At 67.6% G+C, this 18,282-nt stretch carries 20 protein-coding genes, 1 pseudogene and 1 riboswitch; of the genes and pseudogenes, 8 read left to right on the top strand and 13 right to left on the bottom strand.

Annotated features, from left to right (window positions below):
• Positions 1 to 203, top strand: a pseudogene (locus tag B2Y21_RS05225) (hypothetical protein); the annotation flags it as partial.
• Positions 204 to 205: 2 nt separating this feature from the next.
• Entirely contained in the window at positions 206 to 721 is a 516-nt protein-coding gene (locus tag B2Y21_RS05230; protein ID WP_292057655.1) for a F0F1 ATP synthase subunit B, read from the top strand.
• A gap of 99 nt (positions 722 to 820) precedes the next feature.
• On the opposite strand, the gene B2Y21_RS05235 is transcribed toward B2Y21_RS05230, so the two are convergent.
• The 6 genes from B2Y21_RS05235 to gcvT all read right to left on the bottom strand — a co-directional run bounded on the left by B2Y21_RS05235 (position 821) and on the right by gcvT (position 6,737).
• On the bottom strand, positions 821 to 1,291 hold the full coding sequence (locus B2Y21_RS05235) for a DUF6789 family protein (protein WP_125899960.1): 471 nt from the start codon (positions 1,289 to 1,291) through the stop codon (positions 821 to 823).
• A 118-nt stretch (positions 1,292 to 1,409) separates the two neighbouring features.
• Positions 1,410 to 1,814: a PGPGW domain-containing protein gene (locus B2Y21_RS05240; protein ID WP_289647751.1), complete on the bottom strand. Its 405-nt coding sequence runs from the start codon at positions 1,812 to 1,814 to the stop codon at positions 1,410 to 1,412.
• Positions 1,815 to 1,987: 173 nt separating this feature from the next.
• Positions 1,988 to 3,565 (bottom strand): aminomethyl-transferring glycine dehydrogenase subunit GcvPB, encoded by a 1,578-nt coding sequence (gene gcvPB / locus B2Y21_RS05245; RefSeq protein WP_292057661.1) that lies wholly within the window; start codon positions 3,563 to 3,565, stop codon positions 1,988 to 1,990.
• A 15-nt stretch (positions 3,566 to 3,580) separates the two neighbouring features.
• Complete coding sequence (gene gcvPA, locus B2Y21_RS05250; protein ID WP_292057663.1) at positions 3,581 to 4,927, bottom strand: aminomethyl-transferring glycine dehydrogenase subunit GcvPA; 1,347 nt, start codon at positions 4,925 to 4,927, stop codon at positions 3,581 to 3,583.
• 158 nt (positions 4,928 to 5,085) lie between these two features.
• Entirely contained in the window at positions 5,086 to 5,451 is a 366-nt protein-coding gene (gcvH, locus tag B2Y21_RS05255) for a glycine cleavage system protein GcvH (protein WP_003163734.1), read from the bottom strand.
• Between the two features lie 173 nt (positions 5,452 to 5,624).
• Positions 5,625 to 6,737: a glycine cleavage system aminomethyltransferase GcvT gene (gcvT, locus tag B2Y21_RS05260; protein ID WP_292057667.1), complete on the bottom strand. Its 1,113-nt coding sequence runs from the start codon at positions 6,735 to 6,737 to the stop codon at positions 5,625 to 5,627.
• 164 nt (positions 6,738 to 6,901) lie between these two features.
• Positions 6,902 to 6,998, bottom strand: a riboswitch (glycine riboswitch).
• A 115-nt stretch (positions 6,999 to 7,113) separates the two neighbouring features.
• On the opposite strand from gcvT, the gene B2Y21_RS05265 reads away from it, so the two are divergent.
• Both B2Y21_RS05265 and pncA read left to right on the top strand, forming a co-directional pair.
• Positions 7,114 to 8,082 (top strand): class 1 fructose-bisphosphatase, encoded by a 969-nt coding sequence (locus B2Y21_RS05265; protein WP_292057669.1) that lies wholly within the window; start codon positions 7,114 to 7,116, stop codon positions 8,080 to 8,082.
• Between the two features lie 4 nt (positions 8,083 to 8,086).
• Positions 8,087 to 8,725, top strand: a complete 639-nt coding sequence (gene pncA / locus B2Y21_RS05270) for a bifunctional nicotinamidase/pyrazinamidase (RefSeq protein WP_292057671.1) — start codon at positions 8,087 to 8,089, stop codon at positions 8,723 to 8,725.
• Here pncA and B2Y21_RS05275 read toward each other — a convergent pair.
• The 5 genes from B2Y21_RS05275 to B2Y21_RS05295 all read right to left on the bottom strand — a co-directional run bounded on the left by B2Y21_RS05275 (position 8,716) and on the right by B2Y21_RS05295 (position 14,126).
• A complete protein-coding gene (locus B2Y21_RS05275; RefSeq protein WP_292057674.1) occupies positions 8,716 to 10,017 on the bottom strand; it encodes a DNA polymerase Y family protein in 1,302 nt (433 codons plus the stop codon). The genes pncA and B2Y21_RS05275 overlap by 10 nt on opposite strands.
• Before the next feature lie 44 nt (positions 10,018 to 10,061).
• Complete coding sequence (locus tag B2Y21_RS05280; protein WP_292057676.1) at positions 10,062 to 10,373, bottom strand: hypothetical protein; 312 nt, start codon at positions 10,371 to 10,373, stop codon at positions 10,062 to 10,064.
• Positions 10,370 to 11,380 carry an adenosine deaminase gene (locus tag B2Y21_RS05285; RefSeq protein WP_292057677.1) on the bottom strand — a complete coding sequence of 337 codons (1,011 nt, stop codon included), beginning with the start codon at positions 11,378 to 11,380 and terminating at the stop codon, positions 10,370 to 10,372. The genes B2Y21_RS05280 and B2Y21_RS05285 overlap by 4 nt, the downstream gene beginning before the upstream one ends.
• Before the next feature lie 295 nt (positions 11,381 to 11,675).
• Entirely contained in the window at positions 11,676 to 13,475 is a 1,800-nt protein-coding gene (gene argS / locus B2Y21_RS05290) for an arginine--tRNA ligase (protein WP_292057679.1), read from the bottom strand.
• A gap of 3 nt (positions 13,476 to 13,478) precedes the next feature.
• Positions 13,479 to 14,126 (bottom strand): Tat pathway signal sequence domain protein, encoded by a 648-nt coding sequence (locus tag B2Y21_RS05295; protein ID WP_292057681.1) that lies wholly within the window; start codon positions 14,124 to 14,126, stop codon positions 13,479 to 13,481.
• A 159-nt stretch (positions 14,127 to 14,285) separates the two neighbouring features.
• On the opposite strand from B2Y21_RS05295, the gene ispH reads away from it, so the two are divergent.
• The 3 genes from ispH to B2Y21_RS05310 all read left to right on the top strand — a co-directional run bounded on the left by ispH (position 14,286) and on the right by B2Y21_RS05310 (position 16,097).
• Entirely contained in the window at positions 14,286 to 15,257 is a 972-nt protein-coding gene (gene ispH / locus B2Y21_RS05300) for a 4-hydroxy-3-methylbut-2-enyl diphosphate reductase (protein WP_292057683.1), read from the top strand.
• A 34-nt stretch (positions 15,258 to 15,291) separates the two neighbouring features.
• On the top strand, positions 15,292 to 15,747 hold the full coding sequence (locus B2Y21_RS05305; RefSeq protein ID WP_003163725.1) for an Lrp/AsnC family transcriptional regulator: 456 nt from the start codon (positions 15,292 to 15,294) through the stop codon (positions 15,745 to 15,747).
• A gap of 110 nt (positions 15,748 to 15,857) precedes the next feature.
• Positions 15,858 to 16,097 (top strand): DUF6356 family protein, encoded by a 240-nt coding sequence (locus tag B2Y21_RS05310; RefSeq protein ID WP_003163724.1) that lies wholly within the window; start codon positions 15,858 to 15,860, stop codon positions 16,095 to 16,097.
• Between the two features lie 47 nt (positions 16,098 to 16,144).
• Here the strand turns inward: B2Y21_RS05310 and hmpA are convergent, their stop codons facing one another.
• Together hmpA and B2Y21_RS05320 are read right to left on the bottom strand one after the other, a co-directional pair.
• Positions 16,145 to 17,347, bottom strand: coding sequence for an NO-inducible flavohemoprotein (gene hmpA, locus B2Y21_RS05315; RefSeq protein ID WP_292057688.1), 1,203 nt, complete (start codon positions 17,345 to 17,347; stop codon positions 16,145 to 16,147).
• Positions 17,348 to 17,403: 56 nt separating this feature from the next.
• The gene (locus tag B2Y21_RS05320) at positions 17,404 to 17,724 is read right to left on the bottom strand and encodes a DUF1971 domain-containing protein (RefSeq protein WP_292057690.1); all 321 of its coding nucleotides are present in this window, start codon (positions 17,722 to 17,724) and stop codon (positions 17,404 to 17,406) included.
• Positions 17,725 to 17,848: 124 nt separating this feature from the next.
• On the opposite strand from B2Y21_RS05320, the gene B2Y21_RS05325 reads away from it, so the two are divergent.
• On the top strand, positions 17,849 to 18,274 hold the full coding sequence (locus B2Y21_RS05325; protein ID WP_292057692.1) for an RrF2 family transcriptional regulator: 426 nt from the start codon (positions 17,849 to 17,851) through the stop codon (positions 18,272 to 18,274).
• Positions 18,275 to 18,282: the final 8 nt, after the last annotated feature.

Here is an 18,282-nt window from a genome sequence, read left to right on the forward strand (position 1 = left end):
TCCAGGCCCGTCAGGTCGAGGACGAAGCCGCCGTCGCCGCCCGCATCGCCACGGCCGAAGCCGGCATCGCCGCCACGCGCGATGCTGCGCTGGCCCACGCCGGCGCCATCGCCGCCGACACCACTCGCGCTATCGTCGAGCGTCTGACGGGCCAGGCCCCCAGCGCCGATGAAGCCGCCGCCGCCGTCAAGGGAGCCGCCTGACCATGCCCGCCTTCCTGCACGGCAGTTTCTACGACCTGTCCAACGCCGAACTCTGGGTCGGCGTCGGCCTGCTGATCTTCTTCGGCATCCTGGTCATGGCCAAGGTTCCGCGCATGGTCGCGGGCGCCCTGGACGGCAAGGCCGCCAAGATCCAATCCGAACTGGACGAAGCTGCCCGCCTGCGCGCCGAAGCCGAAGCCATGTTGGCCCAGATCCGTCAGGAGAAGGCCGAGGCTGAAGCCCAGGCCGCCGACCTGCTGGCCACGGCCGAAGCGGACGCCAAGCGTCTGGAAGCCGACGCGAAGGCGCGCATCGAGGAGTCGACCGCCCGCCGTCAGGCCCTGGCCGAGCGTCGCATCGCCCAGGCCGAGGCCGAGGCCACGCAAGAGGTCAAGGCCGCGGCCGCCGACCTGGCCGCCAAGGCCGCGCACCAGATCCTGGCCGCCCGTATCGCCGGCGCCAAGACGGACGCCCTGATCGACCAGGCCATCGCCCAGATCGGCGACAAGCTGAACTGATCGCTTCTGCGTTCAGCTAGTGCTGAAAAACATCAGGCCCCGCCGGCGACGGCGGGGCCTTTTGCTTGTCCGATATCCTGTTGTCGGGATGGAGGACGGTCAGTGGGCGGGGGCGGCTCCGATCGGGGCTGCGCCGCGCTTCTCACGCTCGACCAGGCGGGCGTAGACATTGCCCAGGACGGCGCCGAAGACCATGTGAAGCGCCAGCAGCCAGCCGATGGTGCCGAAGCCGGACGAGCCGGTGAAGGTCCGGTAGTCGCCCACCATGGTGAGGAACAGCATCATCGCCACCCACGCGCCGACGGCGAAGACGATGCCCTTGGTGATCGGCGTGGCGGTCGGCAGTCGCGGATAGGCGATGCCGAAGAGCGACCCCAGGACGAAGGTACCCATGATCAGGTGAAGCGCCCATCCGGCCGCCATATTGCCCGGCATGCCGAACATCTGGGCGACAATCCCCGGAAAGGGATCGAACATATGGTTGAGGAACAGATTGACGAGCTCAAGCACGGAAACCGCGACGGTAGCAACGAAGCCGGCGATGATTCCCTTTTTTACGCGTGACATCATGTGAACAGCGCCTCCCAACGCTATCAACTTCGAGACTACGCAAGGGGGAGCATACGCCGTTCCAGGCGGAAACGGCGTGAACGTCGTTCACATTCCTGTGTTTGCCTTAGCTTGGCCTTTATCGCCGGAAGGCGCGCCACGCCCGGCGCAGACGGCGGCGGAAGCGCGCCAGGGGGCGACGACGACGGCGCAGCACCATCTTTTCGGCGCGCAGGGTCTGCTGCCAGAAGACCGGGGCGATCTCGGGCTTTTTGCGCATCAGACGGCGGAAGGGATAGATCCATTTCGGCCGGGCGCGCTGGGCGCGGATGAACTGCCGCTTGGCCCACCAGGAGTTGCGCAGGACGATGACGAGGCCGAGCGCGATGACCGGCACGCCGCCGGGGCCGGGCAGGGGCGCGATCAGCACGCCCAGCAGGATGATGACGAAACCCACGGCCATCAACGCCAGGCGACGCAGACGCCGCGCCAGCCCCGGACGGGGCGGCGGAGGCGGGCGCAGCGAGGGCAGGACCAGGGTCACGGGGCGGCGTCTCGAACAAGGGTTCGGCCAGGGAGGGCCGACAATCAGTAAACGCACGAGACAAGGCCGAAAGGCGGCGTCGCCATGACGCTTTCGTAAGTCAGTCCAGAAATGCAGAACGCCGTGTCCCGAAAGACACGGCGTTCCTTGTGTTCAGGCCTGTTCCGCCCGGATCACCCGGCGCGGTTGGAGCCTTCCGGCGCGGCCCAGCGCAGACGCGGCGAGCGCGCGGCGCGGGTCTCGTCCAGACGCCGCAGGGGCGCATGGAAGGGCGCGCCCTTGAAGCGTTCTACGTCTCCCGCCTTGGCGGTGCCCGCCAGCAGGCGCATGGCCTCGATGAAGCGGTCCAGTTCGGCCTTGGACTCCGTCTCGGTCGGCTCGATCAGCATGGCGCCGTGGACGACCAGCGGGAAGTACATGGTCATCGGGTGGAAGCCCTCGTCGATCATCGCCTTGGCGAAGTCGAGCGTGGTGACGTCCGTGCCCTTCAGCCATTCGTCGTCGAACAGGGCTTCGTGCATGCATGGGCCGTCGGGGAAGGCCGGGCTCATCAGGTCTTCCAGGCGGGCCTTGATGTAGTTGGCGTTCAGCACGGCGTCCTCGGCGACCTGACGCAGGCCGTCAGAGCCGTGGGACATCATGTAGCTGAGGGCGCGCACATACATGCCCATCTGGCCCTGGAAGGCGCACAGGCGGCCGAAAGCCTGTTCGGCCTCGTCTTCCTCACGCTCGACCAGCTTGTAGCCGTCACCGGTGTTCACGACCCACGGGGCGGGGGCGAACGGGGCCAGGGCCTCCGACAGCACGACCGGACCCGCGCCCGGCCCGCCGCCGCCGTGCGGCGTCGAGAAGGTCTTGTGCAGGTTGATGTGCATGGCGTCGACGCCCAGATCGCCCGGGCGCACCCGGCCGACGATGGCGTTGAAGTTGGCGCCGTCGCAATAGAAGTAGGCGCCCGCCTCGTGCGTCAGGCGGCTGATCTCCAGGATGTCGCGCTCGAACAGGCCGCAGGTGTTCGGGTTGGTGACCATGATGGCCGCCACGTCCGGGCCCAGCTTGGACGCCAGATCGGCCACGTCGACGCGGCCGTCGTCGGTCTGGGCCACTTCGACCACCGAATAGCCGACAAAGGCGGCCGTGGCCGGGTTGGTGCCGTGGGCCGAGGTCGGGACCAGCACCTTGCGGCGCTGCTCATGCTCGCCCTTGGCCTCGTGGGCGGCGCGGATGGCCATCAGACCGCACAGTTCGCCGTGCGCGCCGGCCTTGGGCGACAGGGCGACGGCGGGCATCCCCGTCAGCGTCGTCAGCCAGTGGGCCAGCTGGTCCATCAGCTCCAGCGCGCCCTGCACCGTCGACTGCGGCTGCAGCGGGTGGATGTCCGAGAAGCCCGGCAGGCGGGCCATCTTCTCGTTCAGGCGCGGGTTGTGCTTCATCGTGCACGAGCCCAGCGGATACAGCGCCAGATCAATGGCGTGGTTCTTCTGGCTCAGGCGCACATAGTGGCGCATGGCCTCGGGCTCGCTGAGGCCGGGCAGGCCGATCGGATCCTTGCGGACCAGATCGCCGAGGTCAGAACCGTTCGTGGCGGGTTTCGGCAGGTCGACGCCGGTCTTGCCCCAGCCTTCGCCTTCGAAGATCAGCGGCTCGTCCTGCAGCAGGCCGCGCCCGCCGGTCAGGGTGGCGGGCTTGTAGGACGCGTCCGAGGCGGCGTTCGGGGCGGTCGGGCGGCCGACAGTGTTCATGGTGCTCATGGTTCCAATCTCCCCTTAGGCGGCCAGAACCTTGGCGAGCGCACCCGCCAGGATCTTGATGTCGGCGTCCAGCGTCGTCTCGGTGGCGGCGACCAGCAGGACGTCGTCGAGGCCCGCATCGGGCGCCAGACGGCTGTAGGGCACGCCGCACAGGATGCCGTTGTCGGCCATGGTCTGCACCACCTCAGCGGCGTTCTTCGGCAGCTTGACTGCGAACTCGTTGAAGAAGCGCGGGGTCAGGATTTCGACGCCTGGAATGGCGGCGAGCGCGTCGCGCGTAGCCAGGGCCTTTTCGTGGTTCAGCAGGGCCAGCTGGCGCAGGCCCGTCTCGCCCAGCAGGCTCATGTGGATGCTGAACGCCAGGCAGCACAGGCCCGAGTTGGTGCAGATGTTCGAGGTCGCCTTGTCGCGGCGGATGTGCTGCTCGCGCGTCGACAGGGTCAGGACGAATCCGCGCCTGCCCTCGGCGTCCACCGTCTCGCCGCAGTAGCGGCCGGGCGTCTGGCGCAGCAGCTTCTCGCGGGTGGCGAACAGGCCGATGTAAGGACCGCCGAAGTTCAGGGCGTTGCCGATCGACTGGCCTTCGGCCGCGACGATGTCGGCGCCCATTTCGCCGGGCGATTTCAGCAGGCCCATCGACACGGCTTCCGTCACCACGACGATCAGCAGGGCGCCGGCGGCGTGGGCGGCCTCGGCGATCTTCGTCACGTCGGTGGCGGTGCCGAAGACGTTGGGGGTCTGGACGACGACGCAGGCCGTGTCCTTGTCGATGGCGGCGATGACGGCGTCTTCGGCGTCGACGGCGGCGGTCAGGGCTTCGGTTTCGACGCCGACGGCGTGGACCACGGTCTCGGTGGCCTTGACGTAGTGGGGATGCACGCCGCCCGAGATGACGGCCTTGTTGCGGCGGGTCACGCGGGTCGCCATCAGCACGCCCTCGGCCATGGCGGTCGAGCCGTCATAGAGGGAGGCGTTGGCGACTTCCATGCCGGTCAGGTTCGCGACCTGGGTCTGGAACTCGTACAGGTACTGCAGCGTGCCTTGGGCGATTTCCGGCTGATAGGGGGTGTAGCTGGTCAGGAATTCCGACCGCTGGATCACATGGTCCACGGTGGCCGGGATGTGGTGCTTATAGGCCCCGGCGCCGCAGAAGAAGGGCGCGGTTCCTGCCGTGGCGTTCTTGCTCGCCATGGCCGAGAGGGCGCGTTCGACCTCCAGTTCGCCCGCCACGCGGGGCAGGTCGACGAAGCCGTCGCGGCGCGCGGCCTGCGGCACGTCGATGAACAGGTCGTCGATGGATTTGGCGCCGATGGCGGCCAGCATGGCCTCACGGTCGTCGGGCGTCAGGGGGAGGTAGCGCATCTTTGACTCCTAGCCCTTCCCCTCGAGGGGGAAGGGTTGGGATGGGGTGTGGGCAGGCGCTTGCCGAAAATAGCTCGGATGGCGCCGATCGGAGTTCAGATGGGAAGGGGGGATGCCTCCACCCCTCCCAACCCTCCCCCTCGAGGGGAGGGCTTCTTTTAGAGGGTGGTCAGATAGGCGTCGTAGGCGGCCTGATCCATCAGGCCGTCCAGCACCGAGGCGTCGGACACCTTGATCTTGGCGAACCAGCCGTCGCCTTCGGGATCGGCGTTGACGGTTTCCGGGGCGTCGGCCAGGGCGGCGTTGCCTTCGATCACTTCGCCCGCGATGGGGGCGTAGACGTCCGAGGCGGCCTTGACCGATTCCACGACGGCGAAGCTGTCGCCGACCGAGACGGTCTTGCCGGCTTCCGGCGTCTCGACGAACACCACGTCGCCCAGGGCGTCAGCGGCGTGCTTGGAGATGCCGACCGTGGCGACGTCGCCGTCCAGGCGAACCCACTCGTGATCCTTGGTGAACTTCATCTTGTTTTTCCTCCTGAGAAGCCGCCGAAGCGGGCCTCGTGTTTCAATGCGTCATCCTCGGCCTTGTGCCGAGGATCCAGACCCGCCAGCGTGGGAAGGTCGTGATCCGACGGCGGGCGTCGGTGTTTCTGGATCCTCGGCACAAGGCCGAGGATGACGGAAGGGGGAGGGCCTTAGGCCTTCGGCTTCCGATAATAGCGGGTCGCCACGAAAGGCGTGGCGATGACTTCGGCGGCGGCGGGACGGCCGCGCACCAGAACCTTCAGGGTCGTGCCCAGCTCGGCGAAGGCCGGCGGCACATAGCCCATGGCGATGTTGTGCCCCAGCGTCGGCGAGGGGCCGCCCGAGGTGATCTTGCCGATCACGGCGCCGTCGGCATCGGCGATCTCGGCGCCTTCGCGGGCGGGGGCGCCTTCCTTGACGTGCAGGCCGACGCGGACACGAGCCGGGCTGTCGGCCAGTTGTTTCAGGATGGTCTCGGCCCCGGCGAAGTCGGCGCGTTCCTTGCGCGACTTGGACAGGGCGAAGGTCAGGGCGGCCTCGACCGGGGTGGTCTCAGCGTCGATGTCGTGGCCGTGCAGCGGCAGGCCGGCTTCCAGGCGCAAGCTGTCGCGTGCGCCCAGGCCGACCGGCTTCACGCGGGCGTCGGTCAGCAGCAGGTTCCACACGCGCTCTGCGGCGGCGGCCGGAACCGAAATCTCATAGCCGTCCTCGCCGGTGTAGCCCGAGCGCGAGACGATGCAGTCCTCGTCGAACAGACGGATGGTGCGGCAGTCCATGAAACCCATGTCGCCCAGCGCCGGTTCGTGCTTGGCCATGACTTCGGCGGCTTCCGGCCCTTGGATGGCCAGCAGGGCGCGGTCCAGCACCTCCAGCATGGCGTCGCCCGACAGATTGGCGTTCAGGAAGGCGAAGTCGGCGTCCTTGTTGCCCGCGTTGACGACGACGTAGAGGCCGTCCTCGAACGGCTTGCCCGCCATCAGGTCGTCCATGATCCCGCCCTGGCCGTTCAGCAGCAGGGAGTATTTCTGCTTGCCGGGCTTCACGATCGCATAGTCGCCGGGCACGAAGCGCTCGAACTGGGCGATGGCGTCGGCGCCGGTGATGCGCGCCTGGCCCATGTGGGAGACGTCGAACAGGCCGGCGTGCTCGCGGGTCCAGCGGTGCTCGGCCAGCACGCCTTCATACTGGACCGGCATGTCATAACCGCCGAAGCCGACCATGCGGGCGCCCAGCGCGCGATGCGCGGCGTTGAGGGGGGTAGTCTTAAGGGCCTGATCGCTCATGGCGTCGCCTCCGGGTCGCGGGTTGCGGCGATAGCTCCGCCGTCGTCGCGCCCCCGCTGTCCTGAAGCCTGAGAGATTCCGACCGTTCCCTCCCAAGGGGCGGCCTTGCTCCGTCGGCGCGCCCTCGGATTCTTGACGATCCTTCGGCGACTTTCCAGCGTCCGTGCGCTTTCGCGGTCCTTTTGCCTGAGCGTTTCCGGGGCGGTTGCGCCTTCGGCTCCGGGCGCCGCGAACGGACCCGATCTCTCCCGCGAGAGCGTTCGACCTAAGGCCCCGACTCCGGCGCGAAGTCAAGCGGCGCCGCACTTGCCGCCGACGATCTGAACGGCCATGAGGGGGCGGAACCGCGCTTCGCCCACAGGATTTGAAGAACGTCATGACCGCCCGCACCGATCTCGCCGCCCACCTCGCCTCCCTCGACCTGCCGCAGGGACTGGTCGCGACGCTGACGACGGCGGCCGCCGCCTGCGTCGAGATCCGCCAGGTGGTGGCGGGCGGCGCCCTGGTCGGGGCGCTGGGCGCGTCGGGCGCCGTCAATGTGCAGGACGAAGAGCAGAAGAAGCTCGACGTCATCGCCAACGACATCCTGACCGAGGCCCTGCTGGGTAATCCGGCTGTGGCGGGCGTGGCGTCCGAGGAAATGGACACGGTGCAGCCCTCGACCAATGCGGCGGGCGAGTATCTGGTGCTGTTCGATCCGCTGGACGGCTCGTCCAACATCGACATCAATGCGCCGGTCGGCACCATCGTCTCGGTGCTGAAGGCGCCGTCGGCCCAGCCGACCGAGGCCGACTTCCTGCAATCGGGCCGTCAGCAGGTAGCGGCGCTTTACGCCGTCTACGCCGGTCAGGCCATGCTGGTGCTGACGACGGGCAAGGGCGTCGCGGGCTTCACCCTGGCGCCCGACGGCCGCTGGCTGATGACGCATGAGGACGTGCGCATCCCGGCCGATACGAAAGAATTCGCCATCAACATGTCGAACCAGCGCCATTGGGCCGAGAGCGTCCAGCGCTATGTCGACGGCTGCCTGAAGGGCGCCGACGGCCCGCGCGGGAAGAATTTCAACATGCGCTGGGTCGCCGCCATGGTGGCCGATGTCCACCGCATCCTGATGCGCGGCGGCGTCTTCCTCTATCCGTGGGATGCGCGCGAGCCGAACAAGCCGGGCAAGCTGCGCCTGATGTATGAAGGCAACCCCATGTCCTTCTTGGTCGAGCAGGCGGGCGGCAAGTCCACCACGGACGGCAAGCAGGCCATCATGGACGTGACCCCGACCGAGCTGCACCAGCGGGTGCCGGTCGTGCTCGGCTCGGCCAACGAAGTCGACCAGATCGCGGCGGCCTGAGGCCATGCAGATCGCCGCTTCTGACGCCCTTCTGGTCATCGACGCGCAGAACGATTTCTGCGAGGGCGGCGCCCTGGCGGTGCAGGGCGGGGCGGCGATCATGCCCCTCATCAACCGGCTGGCCGAGCGGTTCAGCACCGTCATCGCCACCCAGGACTGGCACACGCCGGACCAGATCAGCTTCGCCTCCAACCACGCAGGCGCGGCGCCCTTCACGCAGATCGAGGTCGCCTATGGTCCCCAGATGCTGTGGCCGGATCACTGCGTGCAGGGCACGCCGGGCGCCGACTTTCATCCGGACGCGGCGCCTGCGGTGAACAAGGCGCTGGCCGTGATCCGCAAGGGCTATAATCCGGCGGTCGATAGCTACTCCGGCTTCTATGAGAACGACCACAGGACGGCGACCGGTCTGGCGGGTCTGCTGCGCGATCTGGGCGTGAAGCGGCTGTTCCTGTGCGGTCTGGCCTATGACTACTGCGTCCGCTTCACCGCCGAGGACGCGGTGCGCGAGGGCTTCGAGGCCGTGGTCATCGAAGACGCCTGCCGCGCCATCGCCCCGGACACGGCGGCCGCCGCCAAGGCCAGCTTCAGCGTGCTGAAGATCGCCGAGATCGCGGCTGCAGACCTGATCCCTCACTCATAGAAGTCCGCCTCGTCGGGGATGCGGGTGAAGGCGATCTTGGCGCCGATATAGTCGGGCAGGCCCGCCTTGGGACCGATGCTGACCGTGTCCTTGCCATAGCGTTTGTTCAGCTCATCCAGCGCCTGCGACAGGCGTAAGGACGGCGCGTCGCCGCCCTGATCCGGGCCGATGTCGAACAGGTCGGCCTCAAAGGCGTCGCGGGCCTTCAGACCGTGGACGCCGACGCCGACATAGCTCAACCGCCCGGCCTCCAGCTCTGGCTCGACCCGGCGCCACAGCGCGTCCAGCGCGGCCAGCAGGGCGAAGGTGTCCTGCGTCGGGGCGACGGCGCGGGTCAGGCCTGTCGTGTCCCAGCCGCGTTTGGCGCCCTTCGGCCCCATGTCGAGATGCAGGCTGATCCCGGCGCCGGTCAGCCCCATCCGCCGCAGCCGCGCCCCGCATTTGACCATCAGGCGTCGCGCCACCGCCCGCGCCTTGTCCGGGTTGCGCATGGCCTGCGCCAGCACATGGCTGTGGCTGATGGAGGCGGGCGGCTTTTCCGGCGTCGGCTCGCTGTCGAGACCGTGCAGGCCGCGCCAGATGCGCTCGCCCTCGATGCTGTTCCAGACCGCGCGCGCCTCCTTGGCGGTCATATTCCACAGACCTGCCGTGTCCGTGACGCCCGCCGCCGCCAGCCGCTCGCGCATCCGCGAGCCGACGCCCGGATACTGCGACAGCGGCAGGTGCAGGATGGCGCCGGGCAGTTCATGGGCGCGCAGTATGGTCAGTCCGGCGGGCTTCTTCATGCCGCAGGCCGTCTTGGCCAGAAACCGCGAGGGCGCCAGACCGATGGATGACCGCAGGCACTCGCCGACGTTCTTCAGGATGCCCGCCTGGATGCGCCGGGCCAGGGCGACGGCGTTGGCTTCCTGCCGCTCCGGCCCGATCAACTGGCACGAGCATTCGTCGATGGAGCCGACCTTCCACACCGGCACGTGCTGGTCGATCTCAGCCATGATTTGCTTGTGGACTTGAACGTAGAGGTCCGGCCGCGCCTCGGCGACGATCAGGTCGGGGCACAGGCGGCGGGCCTCGGCCACCTGCATTCCGGTGCGGACGCCGAAGGCCTTGCTCTCATAGCTGGCGGCGATGGCGCCGGAGTATTCGCTCTCGACGGGGCGGACGATGACCGGCTTGCCGCGCCAGTCAGGGTTCCGCTGCTGCTCGACGCTGGCGAAGAAGGCGTTCAGGTCGATGAACAGCCAGCGTAGGCCTGCGGCGTCTTCATCAGGCTGTCGGCCGGGGTGTTCCATGATGTGAACATATCAGGAACATTTATCTCCTGAAAGCTGCAGGTTTAGAGCGTGAGAAAGTTTGGAATGATGAGCAGGGCGGCAAGGATGAAGGCTGGACGCGCGATGTAAATGCAGCCCGTTATGAAGCGATTGCCATAGAGGCGGTGGGTCGCCGAATAGATTTCTTGAAAAGATGGAACGACGCCGAAAATCACAGGGTTTTTGGAGAAAACGAAGAAGACGGGGGTGGTCGGGGGGACGAGGCCGCTTCTCCTGCTGTGGTCTGCTGCAAAATGTGCAAACGTCGTGCTGACCAGAGCGGTAATCATGCTCAGGGCAAAGGCGATGAGAAGCGCAGGTTGAAGGAACGTCATTGCGCCGCCGCGTAGGCCTCCACCTCGGCGATCCGCGCGGCCTTGTCGGTGTCGCTGAGGAAGCTGCCCTCGAAGCTGTTCTTCGCCAGTTGCGTCACCTGTTCGCGCGTCAGGCCGACCGCCTCGGCCAACTGGATATAGTTGGCGTTCACATAGCCGCCGAAATAGGAGGGGTCGTCCGAGTTCAGGGTGACGTGCAGGCCCCGGCGCAGCATTTCGGGGACCGGGTGGTCCTTCAGATCCTTGACCACGCACAGCTTCAGGTTCGACAGGGGGCAAACCGTCAACGTCATCTGCTCGGTCTCCAGACGCGCGATCAGGGCCTCGTCCTCCATCGAGCGGTTGCCGTGGTCCATGCGGTCGATGTGCAGCAGGTCCAGCGCCTCGCGCACATATTCGGGCGGGCCTTCCTCGCCCGCGTGGGCGCACAGCTTCAGGCCCAGTTCGCGCGCGGCGGCGAAGACGCGCTGGAACTTCGACGGCGGGTGGCCGACCTCGGAGGAATCCAGGCCGACGCCGATGAAGTGATGCAGATAGGGCTTGGCGGCCTCCAGCGTGGCGAAGGCTTCGTCTTCGCTGAGGTGGCGCAGGAAGCTGAGGATCAGGCCGCTGGTGACGCCGAGTTCCGCCTTGGCGCGATCCATCCCCGCGATCAGGCCCTCGACCACGACGGCGAAGGGCACGCCCCGGTCGGTGTGGGTCTGGGGATCGAAGAAGATCTCGGCGTGGCGGACGTTGTCGGCGGCGGCGCGCTGGAAATAGGCGAAGGCCAGATCCTCGAAGTCCTGACGGGTCAGCAGCACGGCCGCGCCCGCATAATAGATGTCGAGGAAGTCCTGCAGGTTCGAGAAGTCATAGGCCGCGCGCACGGCCTCGACGCTGTCATAGGGGATGGCGACGCCGTTGCGCTGCGCCAGTTCGAACATCAGTTCGGGCTCAAGCGAGCCTTCGATGTGCAGGTGCAGTTCCGCCTTGGGCAGGCCGGCGATGAAGGCGTCGAGGGACATGGGGAGGCTCCGGTAGCGTGGCGTGCAGCCTAGCGGTCCCGGCCTTTGCCGTCATCCATGCCCGGTTTTTAAGTCGCCGTCATCCTCGGGCTTGTCCCGAGGATCCATAAACACAACGTCTGAAGTCGAAGCTCAGCATGCACAGCGGCAAGGTCTGAGCGTCTGGATCCTCGGGACAAGCCCGAGGATGACGGAGACGTGGGCAAGGGCGCAGGACGGCGTACGCCGACTTCAGCCGGGAACCCTCATCCGGCCCTTCGGGCCACCTTCTCCCATCGGGAGAAGGAAGCTGTTCCTACATCCGCTCGGGCGTCTCGATGCCCAGCAGGCGAAGCGCGGTCTCCAACTGGTGAAGGGTCGCGGCGGCCAGTGCCAGGCGCGAGCCCTTGGTCGCCTCGTCCGGCGCGACCAGGATCGGGCAGGCGGCGTAGAATTTCGAGAAGCTCTGCGCCAGCCGATAGGCGTGCTCGGCGATCAGATTGGGCGAACGCTTGTCATAGGCGTCCGCCGTGGCCGCGTCGAAGGCGTCCAGCGTCAGGGCCAGGTCGCGCTCGGCGGCTTCCTCGATGACGATGGGGGCCAGGGCCACGCCCTGTTCCGCTGCCTTGCGCAGCAGGGATTTCACCCGCACGGCCTGATACAGCAGATAGGGGCCGGTCTTGCCCTCGAAGCTCATGAAGCGGTCGAGGTCGAAGACGTAGCTGGTCGTGCGGTTGTTCGACAGGTCCGAGAATTTCAGCGCGGCGACCGCCACCTTGTGGGCGATGTCCTCGAACTCGGCCTCGGGCAGGTCGTCGCCCAGCTTGGCCTCATGCAGACGCTCGCGCGCCTTTTCCGTCGCCTGATCGATCAGGTCGCGCAGCTTCAGGACGCCGCCCGCGCGGGTCTTGAACGGCTTGCCGTCCGCGCCGTTCATGGTGCCGAAGCCGAGGTGCTCCAGCGACTTCTCGGGGGCGTATCCGGCCAGATAGGCGGCGCGGAAGACCTGTTCGAAATGCTCGGCCTGACGCTCGTCGACGACGTAGAGGATCAGGTCCGGGCCGATCGATTTCTTGCGGTCGAGGATCGTGGCCAGGTCGGTCGTGCCGTACATGGCCGAGCCTTCCGAGCTGATGACCAGCAGGGGCGGGGGCGAGGGCACCTCGATCACCGAGCCGTCGGCCAGCTTCTTCTTGCGCGTCTCGCCGTCGCGGGCGACGTGGACCACCTGGGCGCCGTCATCCTCGACCAGCAGGCCCTTGGCCTTCAGGTCGGCGATCATCTCGTCCATCAGCGGGTCGGCGTCGCTCTCGCCGTTCCACAGGTCGAAGTCGACCGACAGGTCGTCATATTCGCGCTTCAACGCCTCGCGGCTGACGGCGACGAAATGCGACCACAGGGCGCGATAACCGGGGCGGCCGCCCTGCAGTTCGGCCGTCGCCTTGCGGGCGCGGTCGCGGAAGGCGGGGTCTTCCTTGGCCTTGCCCGCCGCCAGCGGATAGAGGCGGTCGAGATCAGCCAGCGTCACCGGCGTCTCGGCCGGGAAGGGACCGTCGCCCTCGGCCATGAAGGCGTCAGCCAGACCCTCGTCGCCGCAGGCGGTGATGAGCAGGCCCATCTGGAAGCCCCAGTCGCCGAAGTGGGCGTCGCCGGTGACTTCGTCGCCGCGCAGGCGGAACAGCCGCTTCAGGCTCTCGCCGATGATGGCGCTGCGCAAATGGCCGACGTGCATCGGCTTGGCCACGTTCGGGCCGCCGTAGTCGATGACCACCTTGCGCGGCTCGACGCGCGAGGCGCCGGCCAGTTCCTCGTCCGCCGCGACCTCGGCCGCGCGCTGGGCCAGGGCCGCGTTCGACAGCTTCATGTTGATGAAGCCGGGACCGGCCACCTCGACCGAGGACAGGCGCGGATCGGCGGCCAGTCGCTCGGCCACCTTGGCGGCCAGTTCGCGCGGATTGGCCTTCAGCGCCTTGGCGGCGGCCAGGGCGCCGTTCGACTGGAAGTCGGCCAGATCGGGACGGTCGGACGCGGTGACGCGGGCCAGGGCCTTGTCCACGCCTTCGGCGGCGAAGGCGGACCCGACCGCTTCGCTGAGAGAAGTCTTGAGGTCGGTCATGTCTTAGTTGGTCTGTTGGCCCGCAGTCGGACGGAATCGGCTGCCGGATCGGTTGAACTCGGCCATCTGAGGCGTGACGTCGAAGCCGATCAGGACTTCGAAATTGCCGCCGCTGGTGGTGGCGTCGGCGCGCGGGATGACGATGGTCTGGCTGGCCTCGGCCTGGGTGCGGTCGGCGCCGCCGAAGGTCACGGGCAGGTCGAAATATTCCTTGGCCAGGACGGCGGAGTTCCGCTCGGTTACGGCGATCCAGTAGCGATAGGTGCGGGCGTCGCCCTCGGCCAGCGGGCCCTTGCCCAGGCTGAACAGCAGGTTGACGTCCAGACGGATCGGATCGGACTCGCGATAGACGCAGTCGGAGGTGACGCCTTCGATCTCGCCCGTGAAGCCGACGCCGGTGGTCGTGGGCTGTTCATAGTTGGACAGTTCGACGAAGCGAGCCGCGTCGTAGAGAATCTTCACATAGGGGCACGGACCGGCGTTGGCGCGGCGGCTCAGCGGCGCGATGCGCATGGGGCGCGCGGGCGCCTGCTCGGCCTTCTGGCCGCCCTGTTGGCCGCCCTGGGGGCGTCCGCTCTGGGCCGCGGCGGCGTGAGGGATCAGCGCGGCCGTGAGGGAGAGGGCGGCGAGGGCGGTCAGGACGCGACGCATCAGGAGCTTTCCGGCAGTCGATGAAGGCGGGGCCGATCAGACGCCCGAACGGGCCACGCTGGGTGGTGATAGCGGCTAAAGCGAGGCGCGGCAAACGGCGCGCGTATCACCCGGCGATGAAGGTGGCGAGAGCGCGCGCGAAGGACTAGGTTCCGGCCCATGAACGCGCCTGTCTCGCCCTCACAGTTTCAACGTCGCCCCCTGTCCGTCCGCATGGCGACGCCGCGCGGCTTCTGCGCGGGGGTTGATCGCGCCATCCAGATCGTTGAGCGCGCGATCGAGAAATACGGCGCCCCCGTCTATGTGCGCCATGAGATCGTTCACAACCGCCACGTCGTCGACCGGCTGAAGGGTTTGGGCGCCGTCTTCGTCAAGGATCTGGACGAGTGCCCGGACGACCGGCCGGTGGTCTTCTCGGCCCACGGCGTGCCCAAGTCGGTGCCCGCCACGGCGCGTTCGCGCGAGATGCTGTTTCTGGACGCCACCTGCCCGCTGGTGTCCAAGGTCCACGTCGAGGCCGAGCGCAACTTCGCGGCGGGCCGCCACGTCATTCTGATCGGTCATGCAGGCCACCCCGAGGTCGTCGGCACCATGGGCCAGCTGCCCGCTGGGGCCATCAGCCTGGTCGAGACGGTCGAGGACGCGGAAGCCTTCCAGCGTCCCGGCGACCAGCCGCTGGCCTACGCCACCCAGACGACGTTGTCGGTGGACGACACAGCCGAGATTCTGGCGGCGCTGAAGCGGCGCTTCCCCGAACTGCCTGACCCGCACAAGGAAGACATCTGCTACGCCACCACCAATCGTCAGGAGGCGGTCAAGCGGCTGGGCGAGGGCTGCGGCCTGGTGCTGGTGGTGGGGTCCAAGAACTCGTCCAACTCGGCGCGGCTGGTCGATGTGGCGCTGAAGGCGGGGGCCGGGGACGCGCGCCTGGTCGATGACGCGGGCGATCTGGACTGGAACTGGTTCGACGGGGTCGAGACGGTCGGCCTGACCGCCGGGGCCTCGGCGCCCGAACCGTTGGTGCAGGGCGTGATCGACGCCCTGCGCGCCCGCTTCGACGTGACCGTGACCGAGGACGACGGCGCCCGCGAGACGGTGACCTTCAAACTGCCCCGCGCCCTGACGGCCTGAGGCGGCGCCTGGAACGGCCGGGGAGGGCCGCGACATGAGCGGACTGGACGCCATCGACCGTCGCCTGCTGGCCATACTGCAGGACGACGCCACCGTTCCCATCGCCGAACTGGCCGAGAGGGTGGGCCTGACGCAGACGCCGTGCTGGAAGCGGGTGAAGCGGCTCCAGGACACGGGGATCATCGCCGCGCGCGTGGCCTTGCTGGATCGCGAGGCGCTGGACCTGCCGCTGGTGGTCTTCGTCTCGGTGAAGACGCGGCGGCACGACGCCGAATGGCTGGAGACCTTCAAGCAGGCCGCCGCCCTGCCCGAGGTGGTCGAATTCTACCGGATGAGCGGCGAGGTCGACTATCTGCTCAAGGTGCTGGTCAAGGACATCGCCGCCTATGACCGCTTCTATCGCCGGTTGATCGCCATCGCCCCGCTGGACGACGTCTCCTCCAGCTTCGCCATGGAACAGATCAAGTTCACGACGGCCTTGCCGCTCTGATCGGCCTAAGGGGAGAATAATATTCTCCCTTTTCATTGATTTTGGAGTGCGGGCAGAAATGATCCTCCCTGAGGATCGGAATATCTTCCGTCGCCTGTAGCGGAGGGTTCATGCTCAAGCGTCTGTTCGTCGATCACCCGGCCTCGGTCGGAGAGAGCTATACGGAGCACATGGGCGTCGCGGCCTCGTTCGGCGCGGCCATGTTCGTCGGTTCGCTGGCCTGTTTCGTCCACGCCGTGTTTCCGGGCCTGTGCGTCAAGACCGGCAGCGGGGTCATCAACGACCTGCATCGCCGCATGGTGACGCATCGCGTCGACCCCGCCCGGCTGCCGACGCCCGAGCGGGATTGAGCGAAGCCTGGGCCGCCTCGTGGACGGCCCAGATTCGACGTAAGTTCTCAGGCGGCGAGGATTTCGTCCGCCGGGCCGAAGAACTCATAGTGGATGCGGTCGGCCGGAACGCCGGCGTCGCGCAGGTCCGACACCAGGGCGCGCAGGAAGGGCCGCGGACCGCACAGATAGTAGTCGGCCTCCTGGATCGGCGTCTGCTGGCTCAGCCAGGCGCCGGAGATGCGCCCCGCATGGTCATGGCCGTCGCCGTCATTGGCGGGCGCTTCATAGAAGACGGTGCTGCGCGCGCGCGGATGGGCCGCCGTCAGGGCGCGGATGTGCGGCCCCATGGCGTGCGCCCCGGCGTCATAGGCGCCGTGGACATAGTGGACTTCGGTGTCCGTCTTCTCCGCCACCAGCGTCTCTAGCATCGACACCATCGGCGTCAGGCCGACCCCGCCGGACAGCAGGACGACCGGGCGCGGCGGCGTCTCGGGCAGGAAGAAGTCGCCCGCAGGCGCCCCGACCTTCAGCACCATGCCGACGCGGGCGTTGTCGTGCAGCCAGCCCGAGGCCAGACCCTTGTCCTCGCGCTTGACCGAGATGCGATAGGTCTCGTCGTTGGGCGCGCAGGAGATGGAGTAGTTGCGCTTGATCGGCGCATGGCCGGGGACATCGAACCAGAAGGTCAGATACTGGCCCGGTCGGTGGCGCAGCACCGGGCCGCCGTCCTTGGGCTTGAGTACGAAGGAGGTGATGACCGAGCTTTCGGGCCGCACCTCGACCACCTCGAAGGCGCGCCAGCCGTTCCAGCCGCCGTGGGCCGCCGCCAGGTCTTCATAGATGGCCGCCTCGCGGGTGATCAGGATGTTGGCCAGGAACCAGTAGGCCTCGCCCCAGGCGGTCATGATCTCTTCGGTCGCGGCCTCGCCCAGCACATGGGCGATGGCGCCCAGCAGGGCGTTTCCGACGTGGGGATAGTGTTCGGGCAGGATCTGCAGGCCGACGTGCTTCTGGGCGATGCGCTCGACCGCGGCCGCCAGGGCGCCCAGGTTATCGATGTTGGCGGCGTAGGCCAGGATGGCCCCGGTCAGGGCGCGCGGCTGCGATCCGGCGTCGCCGTGGTGCGACTGGTTGAACAGGTCGCGGATCTCGGGGTTCTGGAACATCCGCGAATACATCTCGCGGACGATGTCGAGGCCGTGGGCCTCGAGCGCGGGGACAGTGGCTTTGACAAGCGCGATCGTGCGCTCGCTGAGGGCTTGAGCCATCAGGAAACTCCTAGGCGTTGCGATGTGGAAGGGAAGGAAAGGGGGAAGGCCGCGCCCTAGCCGTCGGGCGGCCGGTCGTAGAAGTCGACGCGCATCTTCATCGGCCCCAGAGGCTCGACGAAATGAACCTGCTGCGGTCCGATGCGGCCCGGCGTTCCAGGCTTCAGGACGGTGGTCATGTGCGGGTCGCTATAGGTCAGGCGAACCTCGCCCTCCAGCACCTGGATCAGGCCCCAGGTTCCGGCCTTGAGGCTGTGATCGGCTCGCAGGGCGGGGGGCAGGGTGGCGGCGTCGAACACCGGGGTGGAGCGATAGGGCGCGGGCGGCGAGGCGCCGCCCGTCGGCTGTGGTTGCTGGCTATGCGAGCGGCCGTTCATCGCCATCGCTCCATTGATGCATTGATAATGCATCTATAGCCCGCGTTTGAAACATGCAACGAGGATGCATATAATTTTCTGCGGCGCGATGACGCGCTGATCGCCGAGGCTTCTGAGAGGCTGAATGCGCCTGACGCGCTACACCGACTACGCCATGCGGGTGCTGCTCTATCTGGGCGCGCGCCAGGATCGGCTGTGCTCGATCGCCGAGATCGCCCAGGCCTACGGCATCTCGCAGAACCATCTGATGAAGGTGGTCAGCGACCTGGTGAACGCGGGCTATCTGGTCAGCGTGCGCGGCCGGTTCGGCGGGGTGCGGCTGGCGCGTCCGCCAGCCGAGATCAACGTCGGCGCCGTGGTACGCCATACCGAGGACGGCTTCGATCTGGTCGACTGCGGCAGTTGCATCATCGCCCCGGCCTGCGGCCTGACGGGCGCCCTGCATCAGGCCCTGGCCGCCTTCATGAAGGTGCTGGACGGCTACACCTTGGAAGGTCTGCTCAGCCGCCGCGTCGACATGGCCGGTCTGTTCGAGCGCGCCGAGACCTAGAGCAAAGG

The organism is Brevundimonas sp. UBA5936 (assembly GCA_002430835.1).
Taxonomy (GTDB): domain Bacteria; phylum Pseudomonadota; class Alphaproteobacteria; order Caulobacterales; family Caulobacteraceae; genus Brevundimonas.

Coding starts and splice junctions, on each gene's coding strand:
- B2Y21_RS05230 (WP_292057655.1), top strand. CDS start 206: ATGCCCGCCTTCCTGCACGGCAGTTTCTACGACCTGTCCAACGCCGAA.
- B2Y21_RS05235 (WP_125899960.1), bottom strand. CDS start 1,291: ATGATGTCACGCGTAAAAAAGGGAATCATCGCCGGCTTCGTTGCTACC.
- gcvPB (WP_292057661.1), bottom strand. CDS start 3,565: ATGAGCACCATGAACACTGTCGGCCGCCCGACCGCCCCGAACGCCGCC.
- gcvPA (WP_292057663.1), bottom strand. CDS start 4,927: ATGCGCTACCTCCCCCTGACGCCCGACGACCGTGAGGCCATGCTGGCC.
- gcvH (WP_003163734.1), bottom strand. CDS start 5,451: ATGAAGTTCACCAAGGATCACGAGTGGGTTCGCCTGGACGGCGACGTC.
- gcvT (WP_292057667.1), bottom strand. CDS start 6,737: ATGAGCGATCAGGCCCTTAAGACTACCCCCCTCAACGCCGCGCATCGC.
- B2Y21_RS05265 (WP_292057669.1), top strand. CDS start 7,114: ATGACCGCCCGCACCGATCTCGCCGCCCACCTCGCCTCCCTCGACCTG.
- pncA (WP_292057671.1), top strand. CDS start 8,087: ATGCAGATCGCCGCTTCTGACGCCCTTCTGGTCATCGACGCGCAGAAC.
- B2Y21_RS05275 (WP_292057674.1), bottom strand. CDS start 10,017: ATGGAACACCCCGGCCGACAGCCTGATGAAGACGCCGCAGGCCTACGC.
- B2Y21_RS05280 (WP_292057676.1), bottom strand. CDS start 10,373: ATGACGTTCCTTCAACCTGCGCTTCTCATCGCCTTTGCCCTGAGCATG.
- B2Y21_RS05285 (WP_292057677.1), bottom strand. CDS start 11,380: ATGTCCCTCGACGCCTTCATCGCCGGCCTGCCCAAGGCGGAACTGCAC.
- argS (WP_292057679.1), bottom strand. CDS start 13,475: ATGACCGACCTCAAGACTTCTCTCAGCGAAGCGGTCGGGTCCGCCTTC.
- B2Y21_RS05295 (WP_292057681.1), bottom strand. CDS start 14,126: ATGCGTCGCGTCCTGACCGCCCTCGCCGCCCTCTCCCTCACGGCCGCG.
- ispH (WP_292057683.1), top strand. CDS start 14,286: ATGAACGCGCCTGTCTCGCCCTCACAGTTTCAACGTCGCCCCCTGTCC.
- B2Y21_RS05305 (WP_003163725.1), top strand. CDS start 15,292: ATGAGCGGACTGGACGCCATCGACCGTCGCCTGCTGGCCATACTGCAG.
- B2Y21_RS05310 (WP_003163724.1), top strand. CDS start 15,858: ATGCTCAAGCGTCTGTTCGTCGATCACCCGGCCTCGGTCGGAGAGAGC.
- hmpA (WP_292057688.1), bottom strand. CDS start 17,347: ATGGCTCAAGCCCTCAGCGAGCGCACGATCGCGCTTGTCAAAGCCACT.
- B2Y21_RS05320 (WP_292057690.1), bottom strand. CDS start 17,724: ATGAACGGCCGCTCGCATAGCCAGCAACCACAGCCGACGGGCGGCGCC.
- B2Y21_RS05325 (WP_292057692.1), top strand. CDS start 17,849: ATGCGCCTGACGCGCTACACCGACTACGCCATGCGGGTGCTGCTCTAT.